The sequence below is a fragment of the Rhodoferax sp. GT1R46 genome, assembly GCF_056521285.1.
In genome coordinates, this window is the sequence record NZ_JBWMBC010000002.1 from 238,759 (window position 1) to 262,409 (window position 23,651).

22 protein-coding genes and 1 tRNA gene are annotated in these 23,651 nt (G+C 60.6%); 10 read left to right on the forward strand and 13 right to left on the reverse strand.

All coding sequences use genetic code 11. The annotated features are described in order from the left end of the window. Nucleotides 1-7 precede the first annotated feature (7 nt). Entirely contained in the window at nucleotides 8-1,234 is a 1,227-nt protein-coding gene (locus tag AC097W_RS06540; RefSeq protein ID WP_479601683.1) for a M20 aminoacylase family protein, read from the reverse strand. 37 nt (nucleotides 1,235-1,271) lie between these two features. Here AC097W_RS06540 and AC097W_RS06545 point away from each other — a divergent pair, with 37 nt between their 5' ends. Continuing rightward, entirely contained in the window at nucleotides 1,272-3,335 is a 2,064-nt protein-coding gene (locus AC097W_RS06545; RefSeq protein WP_479601684.1) for a molybdopterin-containing oxidoreductase family protein, read from the forward strand. Here the strand turns inward: AC097W_RS06545 and AC097W_RS06550 are convergent. Next, complete coding sequence (locus tag AC097W_RS06550) at nucleotides 3,293-3,733, reverse strand: hypothetical protein (RefSeq protein WP_479601685.1); 441 nt, start codon at nucleotides 3,731-3,733, stop codon at nucleotides 3,293-3,295. The two genes, AC097W_RS06545 and AC097W_RS06550, sit on opposite strands and share 43 nt — an antisense overlap. 172 nt (nucleotides 3,734-3,905) lie before the next feature. Here AC097W_RS06550 and AC097W_RS06555 point away from each other — a divergent pair, with 172 nt between their 5' ends. The 4 genes from AC097W_RS06555 (at nucleotide 3,906) to AC097W_RS06570 (ending at nucleotide 11,655) form a co-directional block, all read left to right on the forward strand. Beyond that, nucleotides 3,906-5,012, forward strand: coding sequence for an HlyD family secretion protein (locus AC097W_RS06555; protein ID WP_479601686.1), 1,107 nt, complete (start codon nucleotides 3,906-3,908; stop codon nucleotides 5,010-5,012). A 15-nt stretch (nucleotides 5,013-5,027) separates the two neighbouring features. Further along, nucleotides 5,028-6,620, forward strand: a complete 1,593-nt coding sequence (locus AC097W_RS06560) for a DHA2 family efflux MFS transporter permease subunit (protein WP_479601687.1) — start codon at nucleotides 5,028-5,030, stop codon at nucleotides 6,618-6,620. 157 nt (nucleotides 6,621-6,777) lie between these two features. Further along, nucleotides 6,778-9,342, forward strand: a complete 2,565-nt coding sequence (locus tag AC097W_RS06565; protein ID WP_479601688.1) for a chemotaxis protein CheW — start codon at nucleotides 6,778-6,780, stop codon at nucleotides 9,340-9,342. Between the two features lie 48 nt (nucleotides 9,343-9,390). Next, nucleotides 9,391-11,655, forward strand: coding sequence for an EAL domain-containing protein (locus tag AC097W_RS06570; RefSeq protein WP_479601689.1), 2,265 nt, complete (start codon nucleotides 9,391-9,393; stop codon nucleotides 11,653-11,655). A gap of 105 nt (nucleotides 11,656-11,760) precedes the next feature. Here the strand turns inward: AC097W_RS06570 and AC097W_RS06575 are convergent, their stop codons facing one another. Beyond that, nucleotides 11,761-13,422, reverse strand: coding sequence for an L-lactate permease (locus tag AC097W_RS06575; RefSeq protein ID WP_479601690.1), 1,662 nt, complete (start codon nucleotides 13,420-13,422; stop codon nucleotides 11,761-11,763). A 328-nt stretch (nucleotides 13,423-13,750) separates the two neighbouring features. Between AC097W_RS06575 and AC097W_RS06580 the strand changes: the two genes are divergently transcribed. Continuing rightward, nucleotides 13,751-14,068: a high-potential iron-sulfur protein gene (locus AC097W_RS06580; protein WP_479601691.1), complete on the forward strand. Its 318-nt coding sequence runs from the start codon at nucleotides 13,751-13,753 to the stop codon at nucleotides 14,066-14,068. Between the two features lie 57 nt (nucleotides 14,069-14,125). On the opposite strand, the gene AC097W_RS06585 is transcribed toward AC097W_RS06580, so the two are convergent. The 6 genes from AC097W_RS06585 to AC097W_RS06610 all read right to left on the reverse strand — a co-directional run bounded on the left by AC097W_RS06585 (nucleotide 14,126) and on the right by AC097W_RS06610 (nucleotide 18,397). Next, the gene (locus tag AC097W_RS06585) at nucleotides 14,126-14,890 is read right to left on the reverse strand and encodes an ABC transporter permease (RefSeq protein ID WP_479601692.1); all 765 of its coding nucleotides are present in this window, start codon (nucleotides 14,888-14,890) and stop codon (nucleotides 14,126-14,128) included. Next, complete coding sequence (locus AC097W_RS06590) at nucleotides 14,883-15,824, reverse strand: ABC transporter ATP-binding protein (protein ID WP_479601693.1); 942 nt, start codon at nucleotides 15,822-15,824, stop codon at nucleotides 14,883-14,885. The genes AC097W_RS06585 and AC097W_RS06590 overlap by 8 nt, the downstream gene beginning before the upstream one ends. Then, complete coding sequence (locus tag AC097W_RS06595) at nucleotides 15,821-16,990, reverse strand: ABC transporter permease (protein ID WP_479601694.1); 1,170 nt, start codon at nucleotides 16,988-16,990, stop codon at nucleotides 15,821-15,823. Before AC097W_RS06595 ends, AC097W_RS06590 begins: the two co-directional genes overlap by 4 nt. A gap of 27 nt (nucleotides 16,991-17,017) precedes the next feature. Further along, nucleotides 17,018-17,947 (reverse strand): glycine betaine ABC transporter substrate-binding protein OsmF, encoded by a 930-nt coding sequence (gene osmF / locus AC097W_RS06600; RefSeq protein ID WP_479602071.1) that lies wholly within the window; start codon nucleotides 17,945-17,947, stop codon nucleotides 17,018-17,020. A 59-nt stretch (nucleotides 17,948-18,006) separates the two neighbouring features. Further along, nucleotides 18,007-18,312, reverse strand: a complete 306-nt coding sequence (locus tag AC097W_RS06605; RefSeq protein WP_479601695.1) for an ATPase with chaperone activity — start codon at nucleotides 18,310-18,312, stop codon at nucleotides 18,007-18,009. A 9-nt stretch (nucleotides 18,313-18,321) separates the two neighbouring features. Next, nucleotides 18,322-18,397: transfer RNA gene (locus AC097W_RS06610), tRNA-Arg, on the reverse strand. 89 nt (nucleotides 18,398-18,486) lie between these two features. Here AC097W_RS06610 and AC097W_RS06615 point away from each other — a divergent pair. After that, nucleotides 18,487-19,008, forward strand: a complete 522-nt coding sequence (locus tag AC097W_RS06615; RefSeq protein ID WP_479601696.1) for a c-type cytochrome — start codon at nucleotides 18,487-18,489, stop codon at nucleotides 19,006-19,008. Nucleotides 19,009-19,041: 33 nt separating this feature from the next. On the opposite strand, the gene AC097W_RS06620 is transcribed toward AC097W_RS06615, so the two are convergent. From AC097W_RS06620 to AC097W_RS06630, 3 genes are read right to left on the reverse strand one after another with little or no spacing between them, the layout of a single operon-like run. Next, nucleotides 19,042-19,593 (reverse strand): DUF2946 family protein, encoded by a 552-nt coding sequence (locus AC097W_RS06620; RefSeq protein ID WP_479601697.1) that lies wholly within the window; start codon nucleotides 19,591-19,593, stop codon nucleotides 19,042-19,044. Between the two features lie 4 nt (nucleotides 19,594-19,597). After that, nucleotides 19,598-20,584: a YheT family hydrolase gene (locus tag AC097W_RS06625; protein WP_479601698.1), complete on the reverse strand. Its 987-nt coding sequence runs from the start codon at nucleotides 20,582-20,584 to the stop codon at nucleotides 19,598-19,600. Nucleotides 20,585-20,627: 43 nt separating this feature from the next. Continuing rightward, entirely contained in the window at nucleotides 20,628-21,080 is a 453-nt protein-coding gene (locus AC097W_RS06630; protein WP_479601699.1) for a YybH family protein, read from the reverse strand. A gap of 99 nt (nucleotides 21,081-21,179) precedes the next feature. Here AC097W_RS06630 and AC097W_RS06635 point away from each other — a divergent pair, with 99 nt between their 5' ends. Genes AC097W_RS06635 through AC097W_RS06645 form a run of 3 tightly spaced genes read left to right on the forward strand, consistent with a single transcriptional unit; the run spans nucleotide 21,180 to nucleotide 23,177 of the window. After that, nucleotides 21,180-21,767 (forward strand): LemA family protein, encoded by a 588-nt coding sequence (locus AC097W_RS06635; protein WP_479601700.1) that lies wholly within the window; start codon nucleotides 21,180-21,182, stop codon nucleotides 21,765-21,767. Nucleotides 21,768-21,807: 40 nt separating this feature from the next. Next, the gene (locus AC097W_RS06640; RefSeq protein ID WP_479602072.1) at nucleotides 21,808-22,662 is read left to right on the forward strand and encodes a TPM domain-containing protein; all 855 of its coding nucleotides are present in this window, start codon (nucleotides 21,808-21,810) and stop codon (nucleotides 22,660-22,662) included. Then, on the forward strand, nucleotides 22,662-23,177 hold the full coding sequence (locus tag AC097W_RS06645; protein ID WP_479601701.1) for a TPM domain-containing protein: 516 nt from the start codon (nucleotides 22,662-22,664) through the stop codon (nucleotides 23,175-23,177). The genes AC097W_RS06640 and AC097W_RS06645 overlap by 1 nt, the downstream gene beginning before the upstream one ends. Before the next feature lie 49 nt (nucleotides 23,178-23,226). On the opposite strand, the gene AC097W_RS06650 is transcribed toward AC097W_RS06645, so the two are convergent. Then, nucleotides 23,227-23,643, reverse strand: a complete 417-nt coding sequence (locus tag AC097W_RS06650; protein WP_479601702.1) for a F0F1 ATP synthase subunit epsilon — start codon at nucleotides 23,641-23,643, stop codon at nucleotides 23,227-23,229. Nucleotides 23,644-23,651 lie beyond the last annotated feature (8 nt).

Here is a 23,651-nt window from a genome sequence, read left to right on the forward strand (position 1 = left end):
CATCATACTAAGCTGCAACGGGCACAGCGAGCCATGCCTCCGCAAGGCGAACCCAATAGGTCGCACCCAGGGGAATCAGCTGGTCATTGAAATCGTAGCTGGGGTTGTGCAGCATGCACGGCCCACCGCCAGGACCACCACTGGCATCGTGCGTGCGGTGCGCGCCATCGCCATTGGCAATGAAGCTGTAACAGCCCGGCTTGGCCATCAGCATGTAGGAAAAATCTTCGGCGCCCATGGTGGGATCCTGCGGGTCCACATGGTCCTCGCCCACAATGCTGGCCATGACCTTGCGGGCAAACGCAGCCTCGTGGGCAGAGTTGATGGTGGGCGGGTAGTTGCGCGCAAATTCGAAAGTGCAATCCATGCCAAAAGCGGTAGCTGTGTGGTGGGCCATCTCGCGCATGCGCTGCTCGATCATGTCCAGCACCTCAATCGTGAAAGTACGCACCGTACCCTGCAACTCGCAGCTGTCGGGAATGACATTGGTAGCCTCCCCCGCGTGAATCATCGTGACCGAGATCACACCCGCATCAATAGGCTTCTTGTTGCGGCTGATAATGGTCTGGAACGCCTGCACCATCTGGCAGGCCACCGGCACCGGGTCCAGCGCGAGGTGCGGCATGGCCGCATGGCCGCCCTTGCCACGAATCGTGATTTTGAATTCGTTGCTGGATGCCATCACCGGCCCGGCACTGGCGGCGAACTTGCCCACCACGGAGCCCGGCCAGTTGTGCATGCCAAAGACGGCTTGCACGGGAAACTTTTCGAACAACCCGTCCTTGATCATTTCGCGGGCACCGCCACCACCCTCTTCCGCTGGCTGAAAAATCAGGTACACGGTGCCATCAAAATTGCGATTCGTCGCCAAGTGCTCGGCCGCAGCCAGCAGCATGGCCGTGTGGCCATCGTGGCCGCACGCATGCATCTTGCCAGCGTGCTTGCTGGCATGGGCAAAGGTGTTGAACTCCTGCATGGGCAGTGCATCCATGTCGGCCCGCAGGCCGATCGCGCGGTCTGATGTGCCCGCCTTGATTGTGCCCACAAGGCCCGTGGTGCCCATGCCCCGGTGCACGGGAATGCCCCATTCGGTCAATTTAGCCGCCACCACATCGGCGGTGCGGACCTCGGCAAAACACAGCTCGGGGTGCGCATGCAGGTCGCGGCGAATGGCAGCAATAGCCGGTGCGGCAGACACCAGCGCCTCGATCAATTTCGGTTTTATGGCGTTCATGTCTCCATATTACGCTGCAGGCTTTACCATTGTTGGCATGAATGATTCCACTGTGATTGGCGCCTGCCCCCACGATTGCCCGGACACCTGCTCCATGGTCACGACCGTACAGAACGGCATTGCCATCAAGGTGCACGGCAACCCGGCCCACCCCCACACCGACGGCGCGCTGTGCACCAAGGTGTCGCGCTACACCGAGCGCACCTACCATCCCGAGCGCATCCTGTACCCGCTCAAGCGCACTGGCCCCAAGGGCTCAGGTCAGTTCGAGCGGGTCAGCTGGGACGCCGCGCTGACCGACATTGCGTGCAAGCTCACGTCCATCGCCGCACGCGGACCAGACGCCGCGCAGGCCATTCAGCCCTACAGCTACGCAGGAACCATGGGCCTGGTGCAGGGCGAGAGCATTGCGGCGCGCTTTTTCCACACTCTGGGCGCATCCCTGCTGGACCGCACCATTTGCGCCGCTGCTGGTGGCGAGGGCATTACCCAGACGCTGGGTGGCAAGGTGGGCATGCGGGTGGAGTTTTTTGCCGAAGCCAAACTCATCCTCATTTGGGGCAGCAATTCCATTGCCAGCAATTTGCACTTCTGGCGCTATGCCCAGGTGGCCAAACGCAACGGCGCCAAGCTGATCTGCATCGACCCGCGCAAGAGCGAAACGGCCGACAAATGCCACGAACACATTGCCTTGCTGCCGGGTACCGACGCCGCGTTGGCACTGGCGGTGATGCACCAGCTGATTACCCACCATTGGCTGGACCTCGAATACCTTGAAAAGTACACCCTGGGTTGGGACGCCCTGCGCGAGCGCGCCCTGCAATGGCCGCCCGAGCGCGCCGCCGCAGTGTGCGGTATTGCGGTGGATCAAATCCTGTCTCTGGCCCGTGACTACGGCGAATGCGGCCAACGCGGCGAGCCTGCCGCCATCCGCATGAACTACGGGCTGCAGCGCGTGCACGGAGGCGGCAACGCGGTGCGCGCCATTGCCAGCCTGCCCGCACTCATTGGCGCCTGGCACCACCGCGCGGGCGGTGTGCTGCTGTCCAGTTCAGGCGCCTTCCCGGTAGACAAAGCCACCCTGCAGCGTCCTGATTTGCTGGCGGGCCGCACGCCGCGCACCGTCAACATGGCCACCATTGGCAACGACCTGCTGCGCCCCGCCTCGCCCGAGTTTGGCCCGGCCATTGAAGCGCTCATTGTTTACAACAGCAACCCGGTGGCTATCGCGCCCGAGTCCAGTAAAGTGGTGGCAGGCTTTGCCCGGGAAGACCTGTTCACCGTGGTGCTGGAACACTTTCAGACCGACACTGCCGACTACGCTGACTACATCCTGCCGGCCACCACGCAGCTGGAGCACTGGGATGTGCACTCCAGCTACGGCCACACGGACGCCCTGCTCAACCGCCCCGCCATTGCGCCACTGGCTGAGGCCAAGCCCAATACCCAAATTTTTCGCGAACTGGCTGCCCACATGGGCTTGACCGACGCCTGCTTTGCCGACGATGACGAAGCGCTATGCCGGATGGCCTACGGTACGGCGGTCGATTTTGGGCTGCTGCTGAAGCAGGGCTTTACGACCCTTGCGCAGGCAGAAGCGCCGTTTGCGCAAGGAGCATTCCCCACCCCCTCCGGTCGCTGCGAGTTTTTCAGCGTCCGCCTGGCCGCGCAGGGACTCGACGGCCTGCCCAGCCATGTACCCAACCACGAGGCACCGGGCACCAGCACCGCCTACCCGCTGGCCATGATCTCGCCACCGGCCCGCAACTTCCTGAATTCAACCTTTGTCAACGTCAAAAGCCTGCGCGACATCGAAGGAGAACCGATTCTGGAAATGCATGCCGACGACGCGCTGGCCCGCAGCATTGCTTCAGGTGATGTCGTACGGGTGTTCAACCCGCGCGGGGAGTACCGCTGCAAGGCCATCGTGTCTCAACGCGCACGCGCTGGCGTGGTGAACGGTCTGGGCATCTGGTGGCGCAAGCTGGGGCTCGATGGCACCAACGTCAACGAACTGACCAGCCAGAAATTGACCGATATGGGCCGGGGACCTACGTTCTATGACTGCCTGGTGGAAGTCGAGCGGTCCGCGTCCGAATGATGCGGGCGGAGATCCACGACAGGGCTCCTTAACTGAACAAGGCCCGGCAGGTCAATAACAAACCGGAGGGCGACGTCGGCCGGTCTGCTGACACCGCAGGCAGAAATGAGCGACAGCTTCGCGTCACGGGTGGCGGCCGCAGACCGCGCTTTGCTGCCTCGCATGGCGACTGCAGCGGCAAGAGCCTGGTGAACCGGACCGATTTCGATCCCGTTTCGCACCGCGACCATTCCATAGATCAAATCACACAGCGGTTGTGGAATCAGATCCCGCGCGGCCATCAAAGCCGCTACGAAGTTCAGTGATGACTTGGGCAATTGATCCACCCGAATCTGCAATGTGCGAAGCAGCGGGTGTGAGTTGATGCCAAAGTGCATTTTGCTTGTATCAGGCGTCATACCCAGCCCCCTATGGTTTCAGTTTCTGCAGGTGACAGATTCATGACTGGAGTTGTCCCCTATTTCGCCGGGCTACTTGTTGACGATTCGCAAATAACACCATCCCCCCTATAATAATGACCAACTGGTCAGCAAAACGCCGGCCTGTTTTGTTCTACGCACACATTCCCCCATGAGCGACGCCACACAAGCCCCCACACCCCTCACGGCGACCCCCTTGTTGCCTGCCTCCCCAGCCGCCCGCCCCAACAACCGCGCCCGGCTGATCGTGCTGGTAACCGTGCTGGCCATTGGTGGCTGGATGGGCTGGAAGTGGTACTGGGCACTCTCGCACATCAGCACCGACAACGCCCAGGTGGACTCGCACATCGTGCCGGTGCTGCCCCGCGTAGGCGGTTTTGTGGCCGAAGTGGTGGTGCAGGAACACCAGAGTGTGAAAGCCGGTGACCTATTGGCCCGCATTGACGACCGCGACTACCGCGCGCGACTGGCCCAGGCCGAAGCCGACCTGGCGTTGGCCATCGCCGGTGCCGGCAGTGCCCAGCAAACCGGCCAGGCCGGTGCCCAGGTGTCTGCCGCCCGCGCCAATGCTGCCGCGGCGCGCTCGACCGTTGAACAGGCGCTGGCCAATGCCGACAAAGCCCAAAAAGACCTGGAACGCATGCGCGATCTGGTGGCCCAAAAGATGATGTCGCCCCAGGCGCTGGATGCCGCGCAAGCCGCTGCCCGTGCGGCCTTGGCCCAGGTAGAAGCCAGCAAACAAAGCGCCAACTCCGCCGGTGACCAGATCACCGCCAGCAGCGCCGCGCTCACCGCCGCACAAGCCAAGGTGGAAGCCGCCCGCGCCGCGCGCGACCTGGCTGCCAACCAGCTGGCCGACACGCGCATCGTGGCCCCCACCAGCGGCGTGGTGGCCGCCAAAAATGTGGAGCCCGGCCAGCTGGTGCAAGCCGGCCAGCCCCTGCTCTCCGTAGTGCCCCTGGCCGACCTGTGGGTCACGGCCAATCTGAAAGAAACCGAACTCAAGGATGTGAAGCTTGGTGCTGCTGCCCGTGTCGAAATTGATGCGTATCCAGGCCTGGAGGTGCAAGGCAAAGTGGAGTCCATCAGTCCGGCCACTGGTGCCCGCTTTGCGCTGCTGCCCCCCGACAACGCCACCGGCAACTTCACCAAAGTCATCCAGCGGGTGCCTGTGCGCATTCGCATCCAGCAGTCCGAGGATGCGACACGCGTGCTGCGCCCCGGCATGAGCGTGACCGTGGTCATCACCACCCGCTAACCTGCCCAGGCCCGCGTGAAACCGCTCGTTCCTTCGCTGCGGCGGGTTCAAACCGCCGAAGAAATTTACCGTGCCCGCATCATCATTGCGCTCACGGTCACGCTGGCCGCCGTGCTGGAGCTGGTGGACACCAGCATCGTCAACGTGGCCATTCCGCACATGATGGGCTCGCTGGGCGCCACGCTGGACGAAATCACCTGGGTGTCGACCGGCTATGTGGTGGCCAATGTCATCGTGTTACCCATCTCCAGCTGGCTAGCCAACTGGTTCGGGCGGCGCAACTACTTTGCGCTGTCGATCATGCTGTTTGTGTTCTCCAGCTTCATGTGCGGCAATGCCGACACGCTGGGCGGCCTGGTGTTCTGGCGCATCGTGCAAGGGTTGGGTGGTGGCGGGCTGATCTCGACCGCGCAGGCCACGCTGTTTGAGACTTTTCCGCCCGAAGAGGCGGGCACGGGCATGGCCATCTTTGGCCTGGGCATCATGACTGGCCCGATGCTCGGGCCCACGCTGGGCGGCTACATCACCGATGCGGCCTCATGGCCGTGGATTTTCTACATCAACATTCCGCTCGGCGCCATCTCGCTGTTGCTGGCGCTGATGTACGTGCCCGAGCAGAAATTTGGCAGTCGGGCCGAGGAAGTGGACTTTGGCGGCCTGCTGCTGCTGACCATTGCCATTGGCTGCCTGCAAACCATGCTGGAGCGCGGCGGCAAGCTCGACTGGTGGGACTCGCGCGAGATCGTTTTCTATGCCGTGACCAGCGTCAGCGCCATGGGCCTGTTTGTGTGGCAAGAGCTGCGCCATCCGCATCCGGTGGTGGATCTGCGCATTCTGAAAAACAGCCAGTTCGCAGTATCGCTGGTACTGAGCTTTGTGGTGGGTGCAGCGCTGTTCAGCACGGTGTTTATCTTCCCCGTGTACGTGCAGACCTTGCTGGGATTTACCGCATGGGAAACCGGCATGGTCGTGCTGCCGGGCGCCATTGCCTCGGGCGTCACCATGGCGCTGATGGGCAAGCTGATGCCCAAAATCCGCTTCGACCTGCGGCTGGTGGTGGTGGCCGGCGCGTTGGTGTTTGCCTATTCGATGTGGGCGCACTCCTTGTTCACCATTCAATCGGGAACCGACGACTTCTTCTGGCCCATGGTGCTGCGCGGCATTGGACTGGGGCTGGTATTCATTCCGCTCAACAACATGGCGCTGGGCAACCTGCCGCCCCAGCAGATTGCCCCGGCCAGCGGCCTGTACAGCCTGCTACGCCAATTGGGCGGCTCAGTGGGTATTGCCATGTCGGCCACGCTGTACGCACAGTTTCAGGAAACCAACCGCGGCGAGTTGCTGCGCCACGTGGGCCAGTTCACCGACGCAGCCACCTACCGCTTGAGCCAGCTGGAGCACCTGATGCTGTCGCACGGGTTCAGCGCGCAGGTAGCGCACCAGAAAGCCCTGATGCTGATGGACGGCATGCTGCGCAAGCAAGCCGCCATGCTGGCGTTCGAGCGGCTGTTTCTGGCGTTTGGCGTGATGATGCTGGTGGCCCTGCCCCTGTTGCTGGTCATGCGGCGCCCGCGCATCAACCGCCAGGGACCGTCTGGCGACCATTGAGGCCGGTCGTTCACAATCAAATCAGCCTGTAGCCCTCATGCAATATGCGCAGGTAGCTACTAATTTGATAGCGAATAAAACCCGGGACCATCCAAGGCTGCAAGGCGATGGCATGCTAGTTGCGTAGTTGACCTCACCCCGACTGTGAAGATGCTTCATGCAGAACGACTTTCCCCTCCCCCTCGACACTTTTTTGCCCTACATGCGCGATGTCATTCGCTGCGAGCAGTCTTTGCATGAGCTCAACCTCATGTGGCGCATGATTGAGTCATCCGCCAAGATGAACTGCCCGGTGGAGGCCAAAACCATACTGCCCACCATGGCCGCGACGCGCGCGGGCTTCAACCGGCTGGAGAAGGAACTGGTCTCCAGCCTGGTAAGCGAAAAAGTGTCCAACGCACTGGACGCCATTGGCACCAAGGCCCAGTACGTGATTGACATCGTGGTGCGCAATCTTTTTGAGCGCACGGCCGACGTCGGCTTTCTGGCGACCGACCGCGAGCTGTGCGCGTTCGTGGCCGGTCTGCACGACGCGCCGGATGCCATCCGGCTGCGGCTGCGCGCCTACCGCAGAAAATACACGGTCTACGACGAGATCATCCTGCTCGATACCGCGGGCAATGTGCTCGTCCAGATTGACGAAAGCACACCGATAGAAGGCAGCGTGGACCCGCTGATTGCCCAGGCTCTGGCGAGCGACACTTATGTAGAAACCTTTCGCTTCACCGACCTGCGGCCGGGCAAGTCCAAATCACTGATTTACGCGCGGCGCATGCTGCACCCGGATACCGGCGCAGTCGTGGGTGTGCTGTGCCTGTGCTTTGGTTTTGAGGAAGAAATGGCGGGCATCTTCCGCTCACACCGCGACCCCGAAGGACGCTCCAACATGTTGCTGCTGGACGCACACAACCGCGTCATTGCAAGCGCCGACACCGGCTGGATTGCGCTCGACGCCGTGGTGCCGGTCAACCGCACGGCCAGCCCGCAACTGATGGTGTACGGAGGGCGTGAATATCTGGTGCGAACCTTTGCCGCCGAAGGCTACCAGGGCTATGGGGGGCCGCAGGGTTGGCAGGGGCAGGTCATGCTGCCAGTGGAGCTGGCGTTTTCCGGCCGTGTGCGCAACACGCTGGCCCAGCTCGATCCGGCCGTGGCCAATGGTCTGCTATCGCACGCGAGTTCCTTCAGCCCGCCACTGTTTGAGATCATGACCGCCACCGAAACCATTCAGCGGGTGGTCTGGAATGGGCAGGTGATTACGGCTGGGCAGCCTGGCGAGCGACAAAAGTTGAAATCGATTCTGGAGCAGATCAGTGAGACCGGCACGCGCAGCAGTGAACTGTTTTCGCAGTCCATCCGCGACCTGTACGAAACCGTGCTGGAATCCAGCCTCAGCCACGCCGAGTTTGTGTCGCGTCTGCTGGTCGACCTGCTGGACCGCAACCTGTACGAGCGCACCGACGATTGCCGCTGGTGGGCGCTCACGCCCGAGTTGCGAAGCGCCTTGGCCGCACCCTTGCAGACCGCCGACAGCGTGCGGCGCATCACCGGCATCCTGGAATACATCAACAAGCTCTACACCGTCTACACACGCATCTTTGTGTACGACCAGGGCGGTGTGATCCTTGCCAGCACGGGCCCGTCGTCCGGGGCCGCGGCCGATGGGGGCGTAGTGGGCCAGTCGGTGGATGCCGCTACGTTGAACCAGGTGCTGGCCTTGCCCACCGAGCAGTCCTACCATGTCACGCCGTTCCAGGCATCGCCGCTGTATGGCAGCGAGCCCACCTACATTTACCACGCAGCCATCCGTGATCCGGCAGACGAGGCGCGTGTGGTCGGGGGCATCGGCATTGTGTTTGATTCGTCGCCTGAATTGCTGGCCATGCTGCGCGGGGCCCTGGAAGACAAGGCCGGCGTCACCGCCTTTTATGTGGACCGCAATGCCAGCATTCTCTCCAGCACGGACCCCGCCAAGCTAGTGGGTACCACGCTGGAGCTGCCCGCCGATCTGCTGGCCCTGGCCAACGGCAGCAGCGTCGCCCGCACCGTGGTCTACGACGGGCACTACACCATACTGGGTTGCTCCGTATCCAGCGGCTACCGCGAATTCAAGGTCACAGATGGCTACCGCGAAGACGTGCTCTCGGTGGTCATTACCCAACTGGGGGCCGTGCAGGAGGGCGCCACAGGGCACCACGCCGCCTTCGCTTTGGCAGACGATTCGCCCCCTGCTGGCGGGCACGAATTTGCCACTTTTTACAGCGCAGGTGCACTCTTCGCCCTGTCAGCCGAGCATGTGCTGGAGGCAAGGCCCGCCAGTGAAATCACCCACGTCAGCACGACCGATCGCCCGGAGCGCATCGGCATGCTGGTTCCGCGGAGCAACCCCTCCGAGCACCCGCACCCGTTTGTCTGGGCCTACGATCTGGGTTTTTTGATTCATGGCAAGCGGTCGACCGTGGATGGTCGAAGTCAGGTCATCATCGTGCGTTACGGCATGCACACCATTGGACTGCTGGTCGATGCGCTGCACGCCGTACCCGAGTTCAGTGCGCCGCACATCATGCCGTCCCCCTTCGCCGGCCAGGCCCATGGACAGCTGGTGCCCCGGTTGATCAAAGCCAATGGAGGCACCCTCTTGATCCAGGAAATCGATGTTGAAAACTTGGTTGAGGTTCTGACGGGACAGCGCACCCCCATGAAGGCGCTCAGGGTGGCCTAGCAGGGTTGCACCCTTTCAGTGCAGCGCACCAATACAATCTACCCGAACATGGACATAGCACCCACATTGCGGCTCTCACTGGAGTCGGCACCCGCAACCGATGCGATCGAAAACGCGGCGGGCTTCGGTCGCTGGTGGCTCGACGGACCGACCGCCCAAATGGGGGTGTCGGGCGTGGCCGCGCGATTTCTGGATGTCGATGTGGGGTGGCACGCTTCACTTGAAGCGTGTTTTGCGCAAGTCGTGCCTGAAGACATGCTGATGTTGAAAGTGGCCCTGGAGCGGCGCGACGCGCCAGGGGTTCCGATCGATTGCGAATTTCGCATCATCAATGAAGTCGAGGGTTTGCGCTGGCTGCGCATCAAGTCGGTATTGGCAAATCCATCCAGCGCGGGAATGCCCCTGGTTCACAGTGGCGTGCTGACGGACATTACGTCCTCCAAACACGCGGCCATGCGGGAGCGGTTCAGTTTTGAGTCGACGCAACTCGTCATTGGAACGCACAGCGAGACCGAAGCGGTCATCCAGGTGATTCAGCTCGTGTGCGAGAACCTGGGCTGGGAGTGGGGTGCCTACTGGTCGATGGAAGCAGATTCGAGGGGCCTACACCAACTCGCGTGCAAGCACTATTGGCACACACCGGACCCATCTCTCAAGGCGTTCACACAGGACAGCTGCTCAATCACAATGGCGCCGGGTGAAGGCCTGGTCGGTGAAGTCTGGTCCAGTGCACGAGCATGCTGGGTAGAGGACGCACCCAATGACCCCGGCTTCTTGCGCCGCAAGAGCGCGCAGGGAAGCGGTCTGCAATCGGGCTACGCATTTCCGGTCTCGTATGTCACGGCTGACGGCCAGCGCCATAGCCCGGGTGTGCTGGAATTTTTCAGCAGCCTGTTTCGCCAGCGCGAAGCGCAATTGCCCAATTTGTCGGCATCGATTGGCAGCCTCATAGCGCAAACCGTCCAGCGTCTTGAACAGCAAGCGTACGTCCGCCATCTTGCGCAGATCGATGACCTGACCGGTTTGAACAACCGGGGGCATTTCCACCATCTTCTGGAAGCGGCCTGTACGGGCGCCACGGCGTCGCAGGCATCGTTTGGTGTGCTGTATATCGATCTGGACCGCTTCAAACCCATCAACGATGCCTTCGGCCACGATGCCGGCAATGGGGTACTGCACGCGTTCGCGCAGCGCCTGCTCGCGCTGGCGCCCAAAGGCTGCCATGTGGGTCGCCTGGGGGGCGATGAGTTCGCGATCCTGACGGCGCCCATGACCGGATCCATCGTGCAACTGCGCACGCTGGCCGAGTGTGTGTTGCAAGCTGCGCTGACGCCATTCCAGTTTGAAGGGCACACGCTGACGGTCTCAGCGAGCGTGGGCATCAGCATGTTTCCGGTGAACGGGTGTACCGCGCAGGCACTTTTACGGGGTTCGGACGCGGCGATGTACCGCGTCAAGCAAGGCGGACGCAATGCTGTGGGATTTCTGAACAGCCTGTCCAAAGCGATGGATGTGCAGCAGTCGTCAATGGCACGACAACTGGCGATGGAAGCCGAGTTGCATCGCGCCTTGGTCGACGATGAATTTTTCCTGGAATACCAGCCCGTGTTTGACTGCAGCCGTGACCGCATGGTCGCAGTCGAGGCCTTGGTTCGCTGGCGTCGGCCCAACGGCGAAGTCGTCCGCCCCGATGTGTTTATTCCGATCGCAGAGCAGAGTCACCTGATTGTGCAGATTGGGCGCTGGGTGCTTGAGCATGCCTGCCGCGACTTGGCCTTGCTGCACGCATCAGGGTTTGCGCACTTGCAGCTCAACGTCAACATGGCCGCATCCGAATTCATCACCGCCAGCTTGCCGGACGAGTTGGCCGCCGTGGCGCACGCATCTGGCATTCCATCGCATTGTCTGTGCCTTGAGTTGACGGAAAGCATGGTGATGAAGGAACCCGATAAAGTGATTCCGGTAATGCGCCGATTGCGCCAACGCGGCTTCAAGATCAGCCTGGACGATTTCGGCATGGGACATTCATCCCTGTCGCGCCTGAAGAATCTGCCCATCACTTCGCTGAAGATCGACAGGTCCTTTGTCAGCGGCCTGCCGCAGAATTTGGGCGATGGCGCCATCGTGCGCACCATCCTGGATCTTGGAAAGCACATGAAGCTGCAGGTGGTTGCCGAGGGTGTGGAAACAGATGCCCAGATGAGCTTCATGCTTCAGTTCGGCTGCAGCCTCCTTCAAGGTTTTTTGCTGAGCCGCCCCATGCGCCTTGCCGCCCTGATGGAGAGGAACAAAAAACCCGCGTCAGTTGCCTGATCGCGGGTTTCGTTGGCCCCGCTAGCCACGGGAAGTTGCTACTAAATAGATAGCTGCTAACGCATATTACACGGGGGCTAAAGGCACTGTTTGTTTAGAACAAGGCTAGTGCACCACCATCAGGGTGAACGGGTACACATAGGCCTGCAGCGTCACCAACACACCGACCAGACAGGCCAGTGCGATGGAGTGGAAGAACACAAAACGCAGGATGTCGCCTTCGTGGTTGAACCAGCGGGTGGCGGTGGACGCGACCACAATGGACTGCGCATCGATCATCTTGCCCATGACGCCGCCCGAGCTGTTGGCGGCACCCATCAGGTTAGCGCTCAGGCCCAATTGCTCAGCCGCGACCTTTTGCATGCCGCCAAACAGCACATTGGATGCGGTGTCCGAGCCGGTCATGGCTACGCCAATCCAGCCCATCAGGGTACCGAAGAACGGGTAGAACACGCCGGTGTTGGCAAACGCCAGGCCCAGCGTGGTGTCGGTGCCCGAGTAACGGGTGAGTGTGCCCAAGCCCAGCATCAGCACGATGGTGATGAGCGAGTAGCGCACCAGCCACAGGGTGCGAACGAAAGTGCGCACAATCTCGACCACCTTGTATTTCATCACCAGCGCACCCACGATGGCGGCCAGCAAGATGCCGGTGCCGGTGGCAGACAACAGGTTCAGCGTGTAAACCGCGGCTTCCTTGGTGGGTTTGGTGACGACGGGCGCCACTTTCTCAATCATGTTGTGCAGTCCGGCCATGGGAAAGGTCGGTGCATAGAGGCTGTTGAGCCAGGCTTTGACCGGTGGCAGGCCCCAGATGAAAACGAACACAGTCAGGATGACCCAGGGCGTCCACGCGCTGATCAGGGCTGCGCGCGAGTGGATGACGGTCGCGACTTCGGGCTTCGCGTCGCCGCCATCGTGCTCGTGGCCCTTGAGCGAGGTGGAGCGCCAGATGGTCTTGGGCTGCCAAACACGCAGGAAAAGGACCAGGGCAACCATGGAAACGATGGCCGCAATGATGTCCACCAACTCAGGGCCGATGAAGTTCGACACCAGGTACTGCGGAATGGCAAAAGACAAACCGGTCACCAAAATGGCCGGCCAGATTTCCATCATCGCCTTGCGACCCGCAAACGCCCAAATCAACCAGAACGGCACCAGGAGTGAGAAGAAAGGCAACTGGCGACCGATCATGGCAGTCACTTCCATCAGGTCGTAACCGTGCACCTTGGCCAGCGTGATCACCGGTGTACCCAAAGCGCCAAAGGCGACGGGCGCCGTATTGGCAATCAGCGACAGACCCGATGCGGCCAGCGGTGAAAAGCCCAGGCCGATCAGAATACCGGCGGTCACCGCGACAGGGGTGCCGAAGCCCGCAGCGCCTTCAAAGAAAGCGCCAAAGCAAAACGCAATCAGCAGCAGTTGCAGGCGGCGGTCTGCAGTGATACCCGACAAGGAGTCCTGCAACACCGTGAAGCTGCCATTTTGCTCGGCCAGCTGCTGTAAGAAAATGATGTTGAGCACAATCCAGCCGATAGGCAACAGGCCGGTGAAACCACCGAGCAAAGCGGCCTTGCCCGCCATTTCAGCCGGCATACCGTAAGCCAGCACCGCAATCGCCAATGCGCTGATCAAGCCCAGCCCCGCCGCAATGTGCGCCTTGATGTGCAAAAAGCCAAGGCACACCAGCATGACCACCACCGGCACAGCAGCCAGCAAGGTGGAAATGATCATGTTGCCGAACGGATCGTAGATTTGTTGCCAGATCATGTTTGTCTCCAAAAATTGTTGTTTCCCTGTTTGTGACGATCACCTGACGCGCCGCACCGAGCCCGCAATGTAAGCAAGTGAGATCGGTCCCAAGTTGAAATGAATGGGGGGAATATTGAAAAAATATCCCTCTCCAACGAGAGTCCATCCCTAACGGTGACGCGGGGCAGCATTAGCGTCAGCCTTTCGCAAGCCTTGCGGCCGGAATGCGCTGGGCGCGTTGGCGCTGCGTGCCATGTCTGAGCGCAAGCGTCGTGTTTACGGTTCGCAGTAGACTGCGGCCACGTCCATCTTGGCGTCGAACACTCTTCTTGAGAGACCTCACATCATGACCACCAATCGCAGAACCTTTGTCATTCAATCCCTCGCTGGTGCAGGCCTTCTGGCTGCAGCCACGCTGAGCACCCAGGCGCAGGCGCAAGCCGCATTGCTGGAATCTGACCCGCAAGCCAAAGCACTGGGCTACGTCGCAGACGCTACCAAGGCCGACAAGGTCAAGTTCCCCAAGTACGCGGCAGGCCAGGCATGCACCAGCTGCGCATTGTTCCAGGGCAAGGCGACTGACGCGGCAGGTGGCTGCCCGCTGTTTGCCGGCAAGCAAGTAGCTGGCAAAGGCTGGTGCAGTGCCTACGCCAAGAAGGCTTGATAGTTAAACCTTAGTACTGCCCATGTGCCCGATAAGTCGCGCGACTTACGGGCATGTTCACCGCTGCCAGGCAACCCACCCGGCCAGCCGCTCAAAAGCCATGTCCACGGTTACCGCCAGGAGGCCGACCAACACCGCGCCCTGAATCACATACGCGGTGTTGAAGCCGCTCAGGCCCACAATAATGGGCGAGCCCAGTGTTTTTGCGCCCACGGTGGAGGCGATGGCCGCAGTACCGATATTGATGATCACGGAGGTACGAATGCCTGCCACCCACAACGGGAGTGCCAGCGGCATTTGTACGCGCCACAGTAATTGGGCGGGCGTCATTCCCATGGCCTGGGCCGACTCGTTCACGGGCTTGGGGACGGACTCCAGCCCCGCAATAGTGGACTGCACGACCGGCAAAAGCCCGTAGAGCGCCAGAGCGATCAGCGCCGGTAACTCACCAAACCCCACTACGGGCACTGCGACCGCCAGCACGGCGATGGGCGGGAAGGTTTGCCCCATAGACACAATAGCTTCCACCAACGGACGAAATGCCCGACCTGCAGGGCGCGTGACCGCAACACCCGCCGCAATGCCCACAACCACTGAAAACGTGCTCGATGCCAGCACCAGCCAGACGTGTTGCCACAGCAATTCAATAAACGGCTCCTGCCGGTAAACCGGCCTGTCCAGCTCCGGAAACAGCGCAGCAAACCACCCCTGTGAATGCGGCAGCCACAAGGCCAAAACCAGCAGCAGGGCCACGGCCCACATCAGTCGGTCACACAGCACGCGCCTGGTCCGAGAGGCCCCGTCTTCGCTGGGTTCAGCCATGGCGCACAGGCAACAACAAATCAGCGGCCTGCACGCTGCCCACCACACGCCCGTCGCGATTGCACACGCCCAGCACCGCCACTCCGGCCGCAGCCATGCAGGACACCGCTTCCCGCACGGTGGCGGTAATCGCGATGCTGGGCGCGTCGGGCGCTGCGGGTGCGCTGCCGACATAGGGCTCAATGGCGCGCAAGGACAAGAGCTTGATGCCCCGGTCGGCACGCCCGATGAAATCGGCCACAAAGTCATTGGCCGGCTTCGACAGCAACTCCAGCGGCGAGCCGACCTGCACCACGCGCCCCCGGTCCAGCACCACGACTTTGCTGGCCAATAGCAGCGCCTCGTCAATATCATGGGTGACCAGCACGATGGTCTTGCCCGAATTCTCGTGCACGCGTTTCATTTCCAGCTGCAAGGCGGCTCGCGTCACCGGGTCCAGCGCGCCAAACGGTTCGTCCATCAACAGCACTGCGGGGTCTGCTGCCAGCGCGCGCGCGACCCCCACCCGCTGCTGCTGACCGCCCGAGAGCTGGTGCGGGTAGCGCGTGCGAAAGATCGCGGGATCCATGGCGAAAAGCGTCAGCAACTCCGTCACCCGCTGGTCGATGCGGCTGCGCTCCCAACCCAACAATTGAGGCACGGTGGCAATGTTGCGCTCAACAGTCCAGTGCGGAAACAGGCCGACCGACTGAATCGCATAGCCCATGCGTCTGCGCAAGTCGCGCACGTTGAAGCTGTAAATCTCCTTGCCTTCGAACAAAATGCGGCCCGAGTCGTGGTCCAGCAGACGGTTGATCAACTGCAAGGCCGTCGTCTTTCCCGAGCCGGAGGGACCAATCAGCACCACAAACTCCCCGCGCGCGATAGTCAGGTTCAAACCATCGACGGCCTTGATGCCGTCATACGACTTGCTGATATTCTGGAACTCAATCACGCGACAGGCCCCTTCAACACGGCTGAAAGCGCCTTGAACATCCCATCGGCCAGCACCGCGAGCACGACAATGGGCACCACGCCGAGCAACACCAATTCATTGGCTCCACTGAAGAGTCCCTCGAACATCAGGGAACCCAGACCGCCAGCACCCACCAGGGCCGTCACCGCAGCCAGTCCAATGGTCTGCACCACCGCGGCACGCAACCCCAGTAGCAAAACCGGCAAGGCCAGTGGCACCTCCACCCGCCAGAAGATGGCACCGGCTCCCATGCCCATTCCGCGTGCAGCCATCTTGACCGCCCCCGGCACCTGCTGCAACCCGGCGACCGCAGATCGCACCACAGGCAAGAGGGAATACAGGAACAAGGCCAGAACCGCGGGTGCGAGCCCCACGCCGCGGATGCCCGCGCGGCCGAGCAGGGGGTAGCTCTCTGCCATCCAGGCCAAAGGCGCCATGAAAAGGCCAAAAAGGGCAATGGAGGGAATGGTCTGTACCAGGTTGAGGAATGGAAACATCAGCGAGTGCACGCGCGCGTGGCGGTAAGCAGCCCAAGCCAGCGGCAAGCCCAACAGCACAGTCGGCACGATGGCGGTGGCCACAATTTGCAGATGCCGCAGAACCGCAGTGGCAAACACATCGCTTCGGTTGGCGTATTCCTTCAGGATGGACAGTTCATCGCAATACCCCAGACCAACGACGCTCGCCATAGGGACTGCAACCGACGCCACCAGCGCCATGCGCGGAAGGAAACCGATCTGCAATCGTTCCACCGCATCCAGACACAGAAGCCAGGACAGGGCGAACAGACTCCAGAATCCCGCGCCCAGCGCGGTGCGTGCCAGTGGGGACTCCGTCAACGCTGTGGCGCTGGCGTGGTGGCCCGCAAGCCAGACAAGCGTCGCCATCCAGACGGCGGCAATCCCGACTACGCCCCAATGAACCCAGCGCCGTGCAGACCCAAAAATAGCCGCGACCATTGCCGCAACGATGAGCACGACCCAACCCGCTGGGAAAAGGCCCCTTGAAGGAGTTTGCAGCAATTCCGCCAGGTAGACCGGGTCACCCGACACGAGCCGGTTGGGGGCGACCCGTAACAGCGGAAGGGCCAGTGCGGCCCATAGGCCCAACACGTTAATCAGCGCCAGAACGGGATTGAAGCTCACATCATTCCCATCACGCCCTGCGCCAAGCTACTTGATAAAACCCTTGGAACGCAGGTAATCGCCCGCGACTTTCTTCGGGTCCTGTCCTTCCAGCTGGATACGCGCATTGAGTTGCTGCAAAGTAGGCCCATCCAGCGACTTGAAAATCGGCGCCAAAATTTCGGCAATTTTGGGTTGCCGCTTCAAGGCCTCTTCGCGAATCAGCGGGGCCGGTGCATAGACGGGCTGCACACCTCGGGGGTCTTCCATGATCAACAAGCCCAAGGCCGCCAGCGGACCATCGGTACCGTAGGCCATGGCGGCGTTCACGCCTGACGTCTTTTCGGCAGCGGCCCGTATCGTGGCCGCTGTGTCACCCCCTGCCAGTACCAGCGTCTGTTCAGGACGCAATTTGAAGGCGTAGGCCGACTGAAAAGCGGGCAAGCCATCCGGGCGTTCCATGAATTCCGCGGAAGCCGCCAGTTTGAAGGCGCCGTTACCCGCCACATAGCGGGAAACGTCATCCAGCGAACGCAACTTGTTGGCTGTTGCCACATCTTTACGCACGGCAATGGCCCAGGTGTTGTTCGCATTGGCGGGCTCCAGCCAGACAATTTTGTTGCGTTCAAAGTCCATTTTTTTCGCCAGCTCATAGCCTGACCGCAGGTCTTTCCAAGCCTTGTTACTCTCATCACCCAGCATGAAGGCGCCGTTGCCGGTGTATTCGGGATACATGTCAATCTCGCCGGCAAGCAATGCCGTTCGAACCACTTTGGTGTTGCCCAAGGAGACGCGGTTTTCGGTCTTGATGCCGCGGGCTTCCAGCGCCAGCACCATCACATTGCCCAAGAGCTTGCCCTCGGTGTCGATTTTGGAGCCGATGCGTATCGGGCTGACTTGCTGGGCATGCAGCCCCAGGGCCAATACGGAGCCCGCCAGCACCAGAAACGCGCGTTTTGAAAAGTGTGTCATGTCAATCCTTTGTGCATACAAGGCAACAGCATATTCCAGGATTCAACTTTGGGTTGACCCAAGGACTAATCGAGAGGTGTCCAGTCCAGCAACTCCGACAGGCGACGCACGACCCAGACTGCCTCGGTTCCACTAACCCCTGACTCAACACCATTCAAGCCTTGAAGGCATCGCTGCAAAACTGCGTCTTCAGTGATGCCCAAACCAAATAACTGGTCTTTGGCCGTTTCCGTGAGCATGCACGCAAGGTCTTCGCAGAATTCATAGCGTTGCGCGATGACTGCCCGCGACGCGTTGGGCTTTGAGCGCCCGGGATCCAGGTACAAAGCCACAAACGAATGAGGAATTTCTATCTGGTTGTCTTCTGACATGAAATGAAATGGTGCGGCTGGCGGGGATCGAACCCACGACCCTTGGCTTCGGAGGCCAATACTCTATCCACTGAGCTACAGCCGCAAACCGAAGGCTACATTGTAGGTGCTTTCAAAGAGGTGACCGCTATAATCGGGCGCTGATTCCGAAGCCCCCGACTTTTTGAGGACACCATGAGCGACAACAGCCCCGCAACTGTTCACGATGAGGACCATACTGGCCCCATCAAAAATCCCAAGCAATTGTTGCTGGCAGTATTTTTCTCTTTTGTTATTCCAATTTTCATCATCATTGGCCTGGTTTATTTCGTCACCTCGGCCAACAAGCCAGCTGCCGGTGCTGTAAACCCTGAAAAGGACATCGCAGAGCGCATTCAAAAGATTGGTATGGTCGAAATACGCGACGCCAATCGTGAAATGAAAACCGGCGAACAGGTGTTCAATGCCCAGTGCACGGCCTGCCACACAGCCGGCGTAGTGGGCGCACCCAAGTTTGGCGATGCAGCCGCTTGGGGCCCCCGCATCAAGACGGGCTATGACGCATTGTTGAACTCTGCACTCAAGGGCAAAAATGCCATGGGCGCACAAGAAGGCGGAGATTTCAGTGACTTTGAGATTGGTCGTGCCGTGGTTTATATGGCCAATGCAGGTGGCGCCAAGTTTGCAGAACCGGCGAAACCCGAAGCAGCGAAATAGTTCGGTAAATTCACTCCCAAAAAAGCCGGCGACTTACACCGGCTTTTTTTGTGCGTGCAGGGAAACCGGGCTGGTGACATACCCATAGATTACAGACAAATCACTGCGCTGTATTTCTTCCACCGCCCACTGCCCAGAATCTACCGCCACGACCGCCAGCACCATGTCCTGCGTGTGCACAAGACCCAAGCCCAATGGAGTTTCCAGATACAGCCACCCAAACTCGTCCATCAGGCATCGCGTGCAAAACGTAGCTTGGCCAGAGTGGGCTCGCAACGAAAAATCGGGCTGCACGCGCCATACCCAGGGTGTCGCCTCCAGTTCCACGTAGACCCGCTGCGGGCCATTCTGAAAGAACCACTGCCCACGGTCGTCGCACGCGTAATTGCGCTGGATGAAGTCAATGAGTTTTTCGTGCTGCAGCAACGAGCCTTTGGCACCAGGCAGTCCGCTCGCAAAAGCGCCCAGCGCCTGCACGCGGTCGTCGCGCATGTACCAGTTGCCCCGCGCATCCAGCCCCAGCCAGCCATAGCAGTCGGGCACATTGGACCATTTGGCCATGGCTTGTTTGACGATGTCGTCCATGGTTCTAATCCACTGTGGCGTGTATGGGGCGGGCAAACTGCATCAGCCAGCCCCCCACCGCTTCGGGCATGGCGCGGACACGGCCCGGCGGACGACCATGGGGAAAGCCAAAGTGTCCCCCGTGCGCGGGCTGCCACAGTGTGACATGCCTGCCCACTTCATGCGGGGCGGGAAGGCTCCACGCCGGCACAAAGGGGTCGTTGAGGGCATTGACCACCAGCGCAGGAATCCGGATGCGATGCAGGTGCGGCCGGGCGGATGCCCGTTTCCAGTAGTCCTCCGTGTTCTTGAAGCCATGCAGAGGTGCTGTGAACAGGTTGTCAAACGCGTAGAGGTCTTTGACAGCCATCAGGGCATCGCGGTTAAACAGTCCGGGATGCTGGGCGAGTTTTCTCAGCGCCTTGGGCTTCATGGTGTTCAAAAACATGCGGGTGTAGACCTGCCGGTTGAATCCGCGGCCAATGGCATGGCCGCCTGCAGCCAGATCAATCGGCGAGCTGACGGCGGCAACGGCCGAGACGACCCGAGCGGCTTCCTCACCCATTTCCTGCGCCCACCGCAGCAACGCATTGCCCCCCAGCGACACACCCACTGCGACGATCGGGCCGGTATGCATTTTCCGAAAGCGCTCCAGCACCCAGCCAATCTCCTCAAAATCCCCGGAGTGGTAGGCGCGCGGTCCCAGATTGAGTTCGCCACTGCAGCCCCGAAAGTGCGGCACGGCAAAAGCCATTTTGTGTTCGCGGGAAAAATCGGCGAATGCTTCTGCGTAATGGCTCCCCGACGATCCTTCGAGACCATGGAACAGTACCAGCAGTACCTCGCCCGGAGGGCCGGCCAGCCAGTCGACATCGATGAAATCTGTATCCGGGGCGGTCCACCGCTCACGGCGATACACCGGCTGCGGACCAAACACCCGGCGTGCGTACAGGGCAGGCCATATCGTCTGCAAATTGCCGCCGGGCAGCCAGGAAGGCGCTATATATTTCATAGCTTCTCACGCAGACTGCATGGGGGCCAATGGCACTTTTGACTCAATGCAACACCTGCGTAGTCTGGTTGACCTCCTGGGCCTCGCTCTCGTCACCAGGGCTTGCGTGGTGGACCACCATCCTCCAGCCCTGGGGTGTCTTGTGGTACACGTTGGTGGCCTGTACGTAGGCTTGGACCGGGCCCTCTGGCGTCATGACCTCGACCCGTTCCAGCAGGTTATGCACCGCAGCAGCAAGAGAATCGATACGGCGTATCGACTCTGGCCGTGCCAGTATCGCTCCGCCATTGGAAAACATGGCGTCAAAAGCCGCACGGACCGCACTGAAGCCCACCACCCGCGGACCGCCGGGATGAATGCAAACGACGTCGTCTTCATCCGCCCAGCAGGCCATTAGTTTCTCAATATCCGCCGATTGCAGCGCTTCGTAAAAGGTGGCTTCCACCTCATCCGGGGTTCCACCGAGGGTGGCGACTTGCTGGCGTGCTTTGGGCATGGGTTCTTTGTAGGGGTCGCGGAGTGGATCATTTTGCCGTGTTTGGCGGCGGACGCGTCCCCATGTATGCTAGCGTGGTCATATTTGTGGGAGATCAGAATGCAAAAGTGGATTTTGGCTTTGCTGGCGGCACTTGCCCTGACGGGCTGCGGCTACAACGATTTTCAGCGGCTGGACGAACAAAGCAAGTCCGCATGGAGCGAGGTGCTGAATCAGTACCAACGGCGCGCCGACCTCGTGCCCAATATTGTGGCCACCGTGAAGGGGGAAGCGTCCTTCGAGCAGGACACCCTCACGAAGGTCATCGAAGCCCGGGCCAAGGCGACATCCATTCAGGTTACGCCAGAGACGTTGAACAATCCCGAGGCGTTCCAGAAGTTCCAGGCGGCCCAGGGTGAACTCAGCAGTGCGCTGAGCCGCCTGATGGTGGTCAGTGAACGCTATCCCGATCTCAAGGCCAACAAGGGATTCAGCGACTTACGGGTGCAACTGGAAGGGACTGAAAACCGCATCACGGTGGCACGCAATCGCTACATCCAGACCGTGCAGGAATACAACGTACTGGCACGCAGTTTCCCCACCAACCTGACGGCGATGGCCTTCAGTTATCAGCCCAAGCCGGCCTTTTCTGTCCAGAACGAGGCGGCCATTTCGTCACCACCAGTCGTCGACTTCAACAAGAAGTAGGCACCCCGTGCTGTTTCGCTGGCTTTTCACACTGCTTTGGATGCTGGCTACTTCGGTTGCCAGTGCGCAGGGCGTGCTGCCGGTTCCACCCCTTACCGGGCACGTGATTGACGGAACCGGCACGCTGAATGCGGATCAACGGCAATCTCTGGAAACCAAGCTCTCATCGTTCGAAGCCTCCAGTGGTTCCCAGGTTGTCGTGCTGATGGTTCCCACAACCCTGCCAGAGGACATTGCGAGCTACGCCAATCGCGTGGGCAATGTCTGGAAGATTGGACGCAAGGAGATCGGTGACGGGCTGTTGCTGATTGTTGCCAAGGACGACCGCAAACTCCGCATTGAAGTGGCGAAGTCACTGGAGGGTGCCATCCCCGATCTGGCCGCCAAGCGGGTCATTGACGACGCCATCACCCCGCGATTCAAACAGGGCGACTATGCCGGTGGTCTGGACGCCGGTGCGGAGCAAATCATGGCGCTGATAAGGGGTGAAGCGCTGCCTGCGCCGGCCCAGCGTGTGAACGGCAGAGGAGCCATCGCTGGTTTTCAATGGCAGGACCTCGCCATCTTTCTGTTTTTCGGTGTGCTTGTTGTCGGATCGATTGCCCGCCAGGTCGCAGGCAACAAGCTGGGTGCTTTTTTAACGGGCGGTGTCGTTGGAGTAATCGCAATGGTCATGACCGCAAGCCTCTGGGTTGCCATCCTGGCAGGCGTGGTGGCCGTGGTCTTCGCATTGGTCTCCGGCATGCGGGGAGGCCGCGGCGGGCCGGGCGGCATGGGCGGCTTTGGTGCGGGCGGCGGATCAGGCTGGGGTTCCGGTCGCGGTGGCGGCGGAGGCGGATTTAGCTCTGGCGGTGGCGGCAACTTTGGCGGCGGTGGCGCGTCAGGGAATTGGTAATGATTGAGCAGCTCAAACGCGTTTTCAAACACCGGTGGACGGACGATTCGGCTCGAACGATTCCGCCTGCCATGGTCGAGCGCCTCATGCACAAGGTGGCTGCCAGCGAAACGCGCCATAGCGGCGAAATCCGCATTTGTATTGAGGCTGGCTTACCCAATAGCTACTTGCTGCGAGATGAACCTACGAGCACACTGACACGCCAACGTGCAGTGATGCAATTTGGCAAGCTGCGGGTGTGGGACACCGAGCACAACAATGGCGTACTGATCTATCTTTTGCTGGCGGAGCATGCGATTGAACTGGTAGCGGACCGGGGACTCAACCAATACGTATCAGCCGTTGAGTGGCATGCCACGGTGACGCGCCTGGGTGCATCCATGCGTGCCGGCCGCATTGAAGAAGGCCTGAACCAGGCCCTGGAAGATGTTTCAGAGCAGTTGATTCGGCATTTTCCCGTGCAGCCCGGAGACGCGAACGTCAACGAGTTGCCTGATCGTCCCAGTTTGTCCTAGAAAAGCAAAAGCCGCCCTAAGGCGGCTTTTGTGATCCGCAAATTGCGGTTTACCGCTTTTGGCGGTACTTGCGCAATGCCGCAATCTGAGCAGCCATCAGAGCCAGTTCAGAGGTCGCCTTGGCCATATCAATTTCGCTTTTGGCGTTCTTGAGGGCCTCTTCCGCGGCCGCTTTGGCGGCATTGGCTTTCTCGTCATCGAGGTCTTTGCCGCGAACCGCTGTATCCGACATTACAGTCACGCAGTTGGGTTGCACTTCCAGAATGCCTCCGGCCACGAAGACAAATTCCTCGGTGCCGTCAGCTTTTTCGATGCGCACCGAACCGGCCTTGATGCGGGTAATCAGTGGCGTGTGGCGGGGGTAAATGCCAAGCTCTCCAGCCTCTCCAGGAAGGGCCACAAACTTGGCCTCACCGGAGAAGATGGACTCTTCTGCACTAACCACATCAACATGGATGGTGGACATAGGGTTTC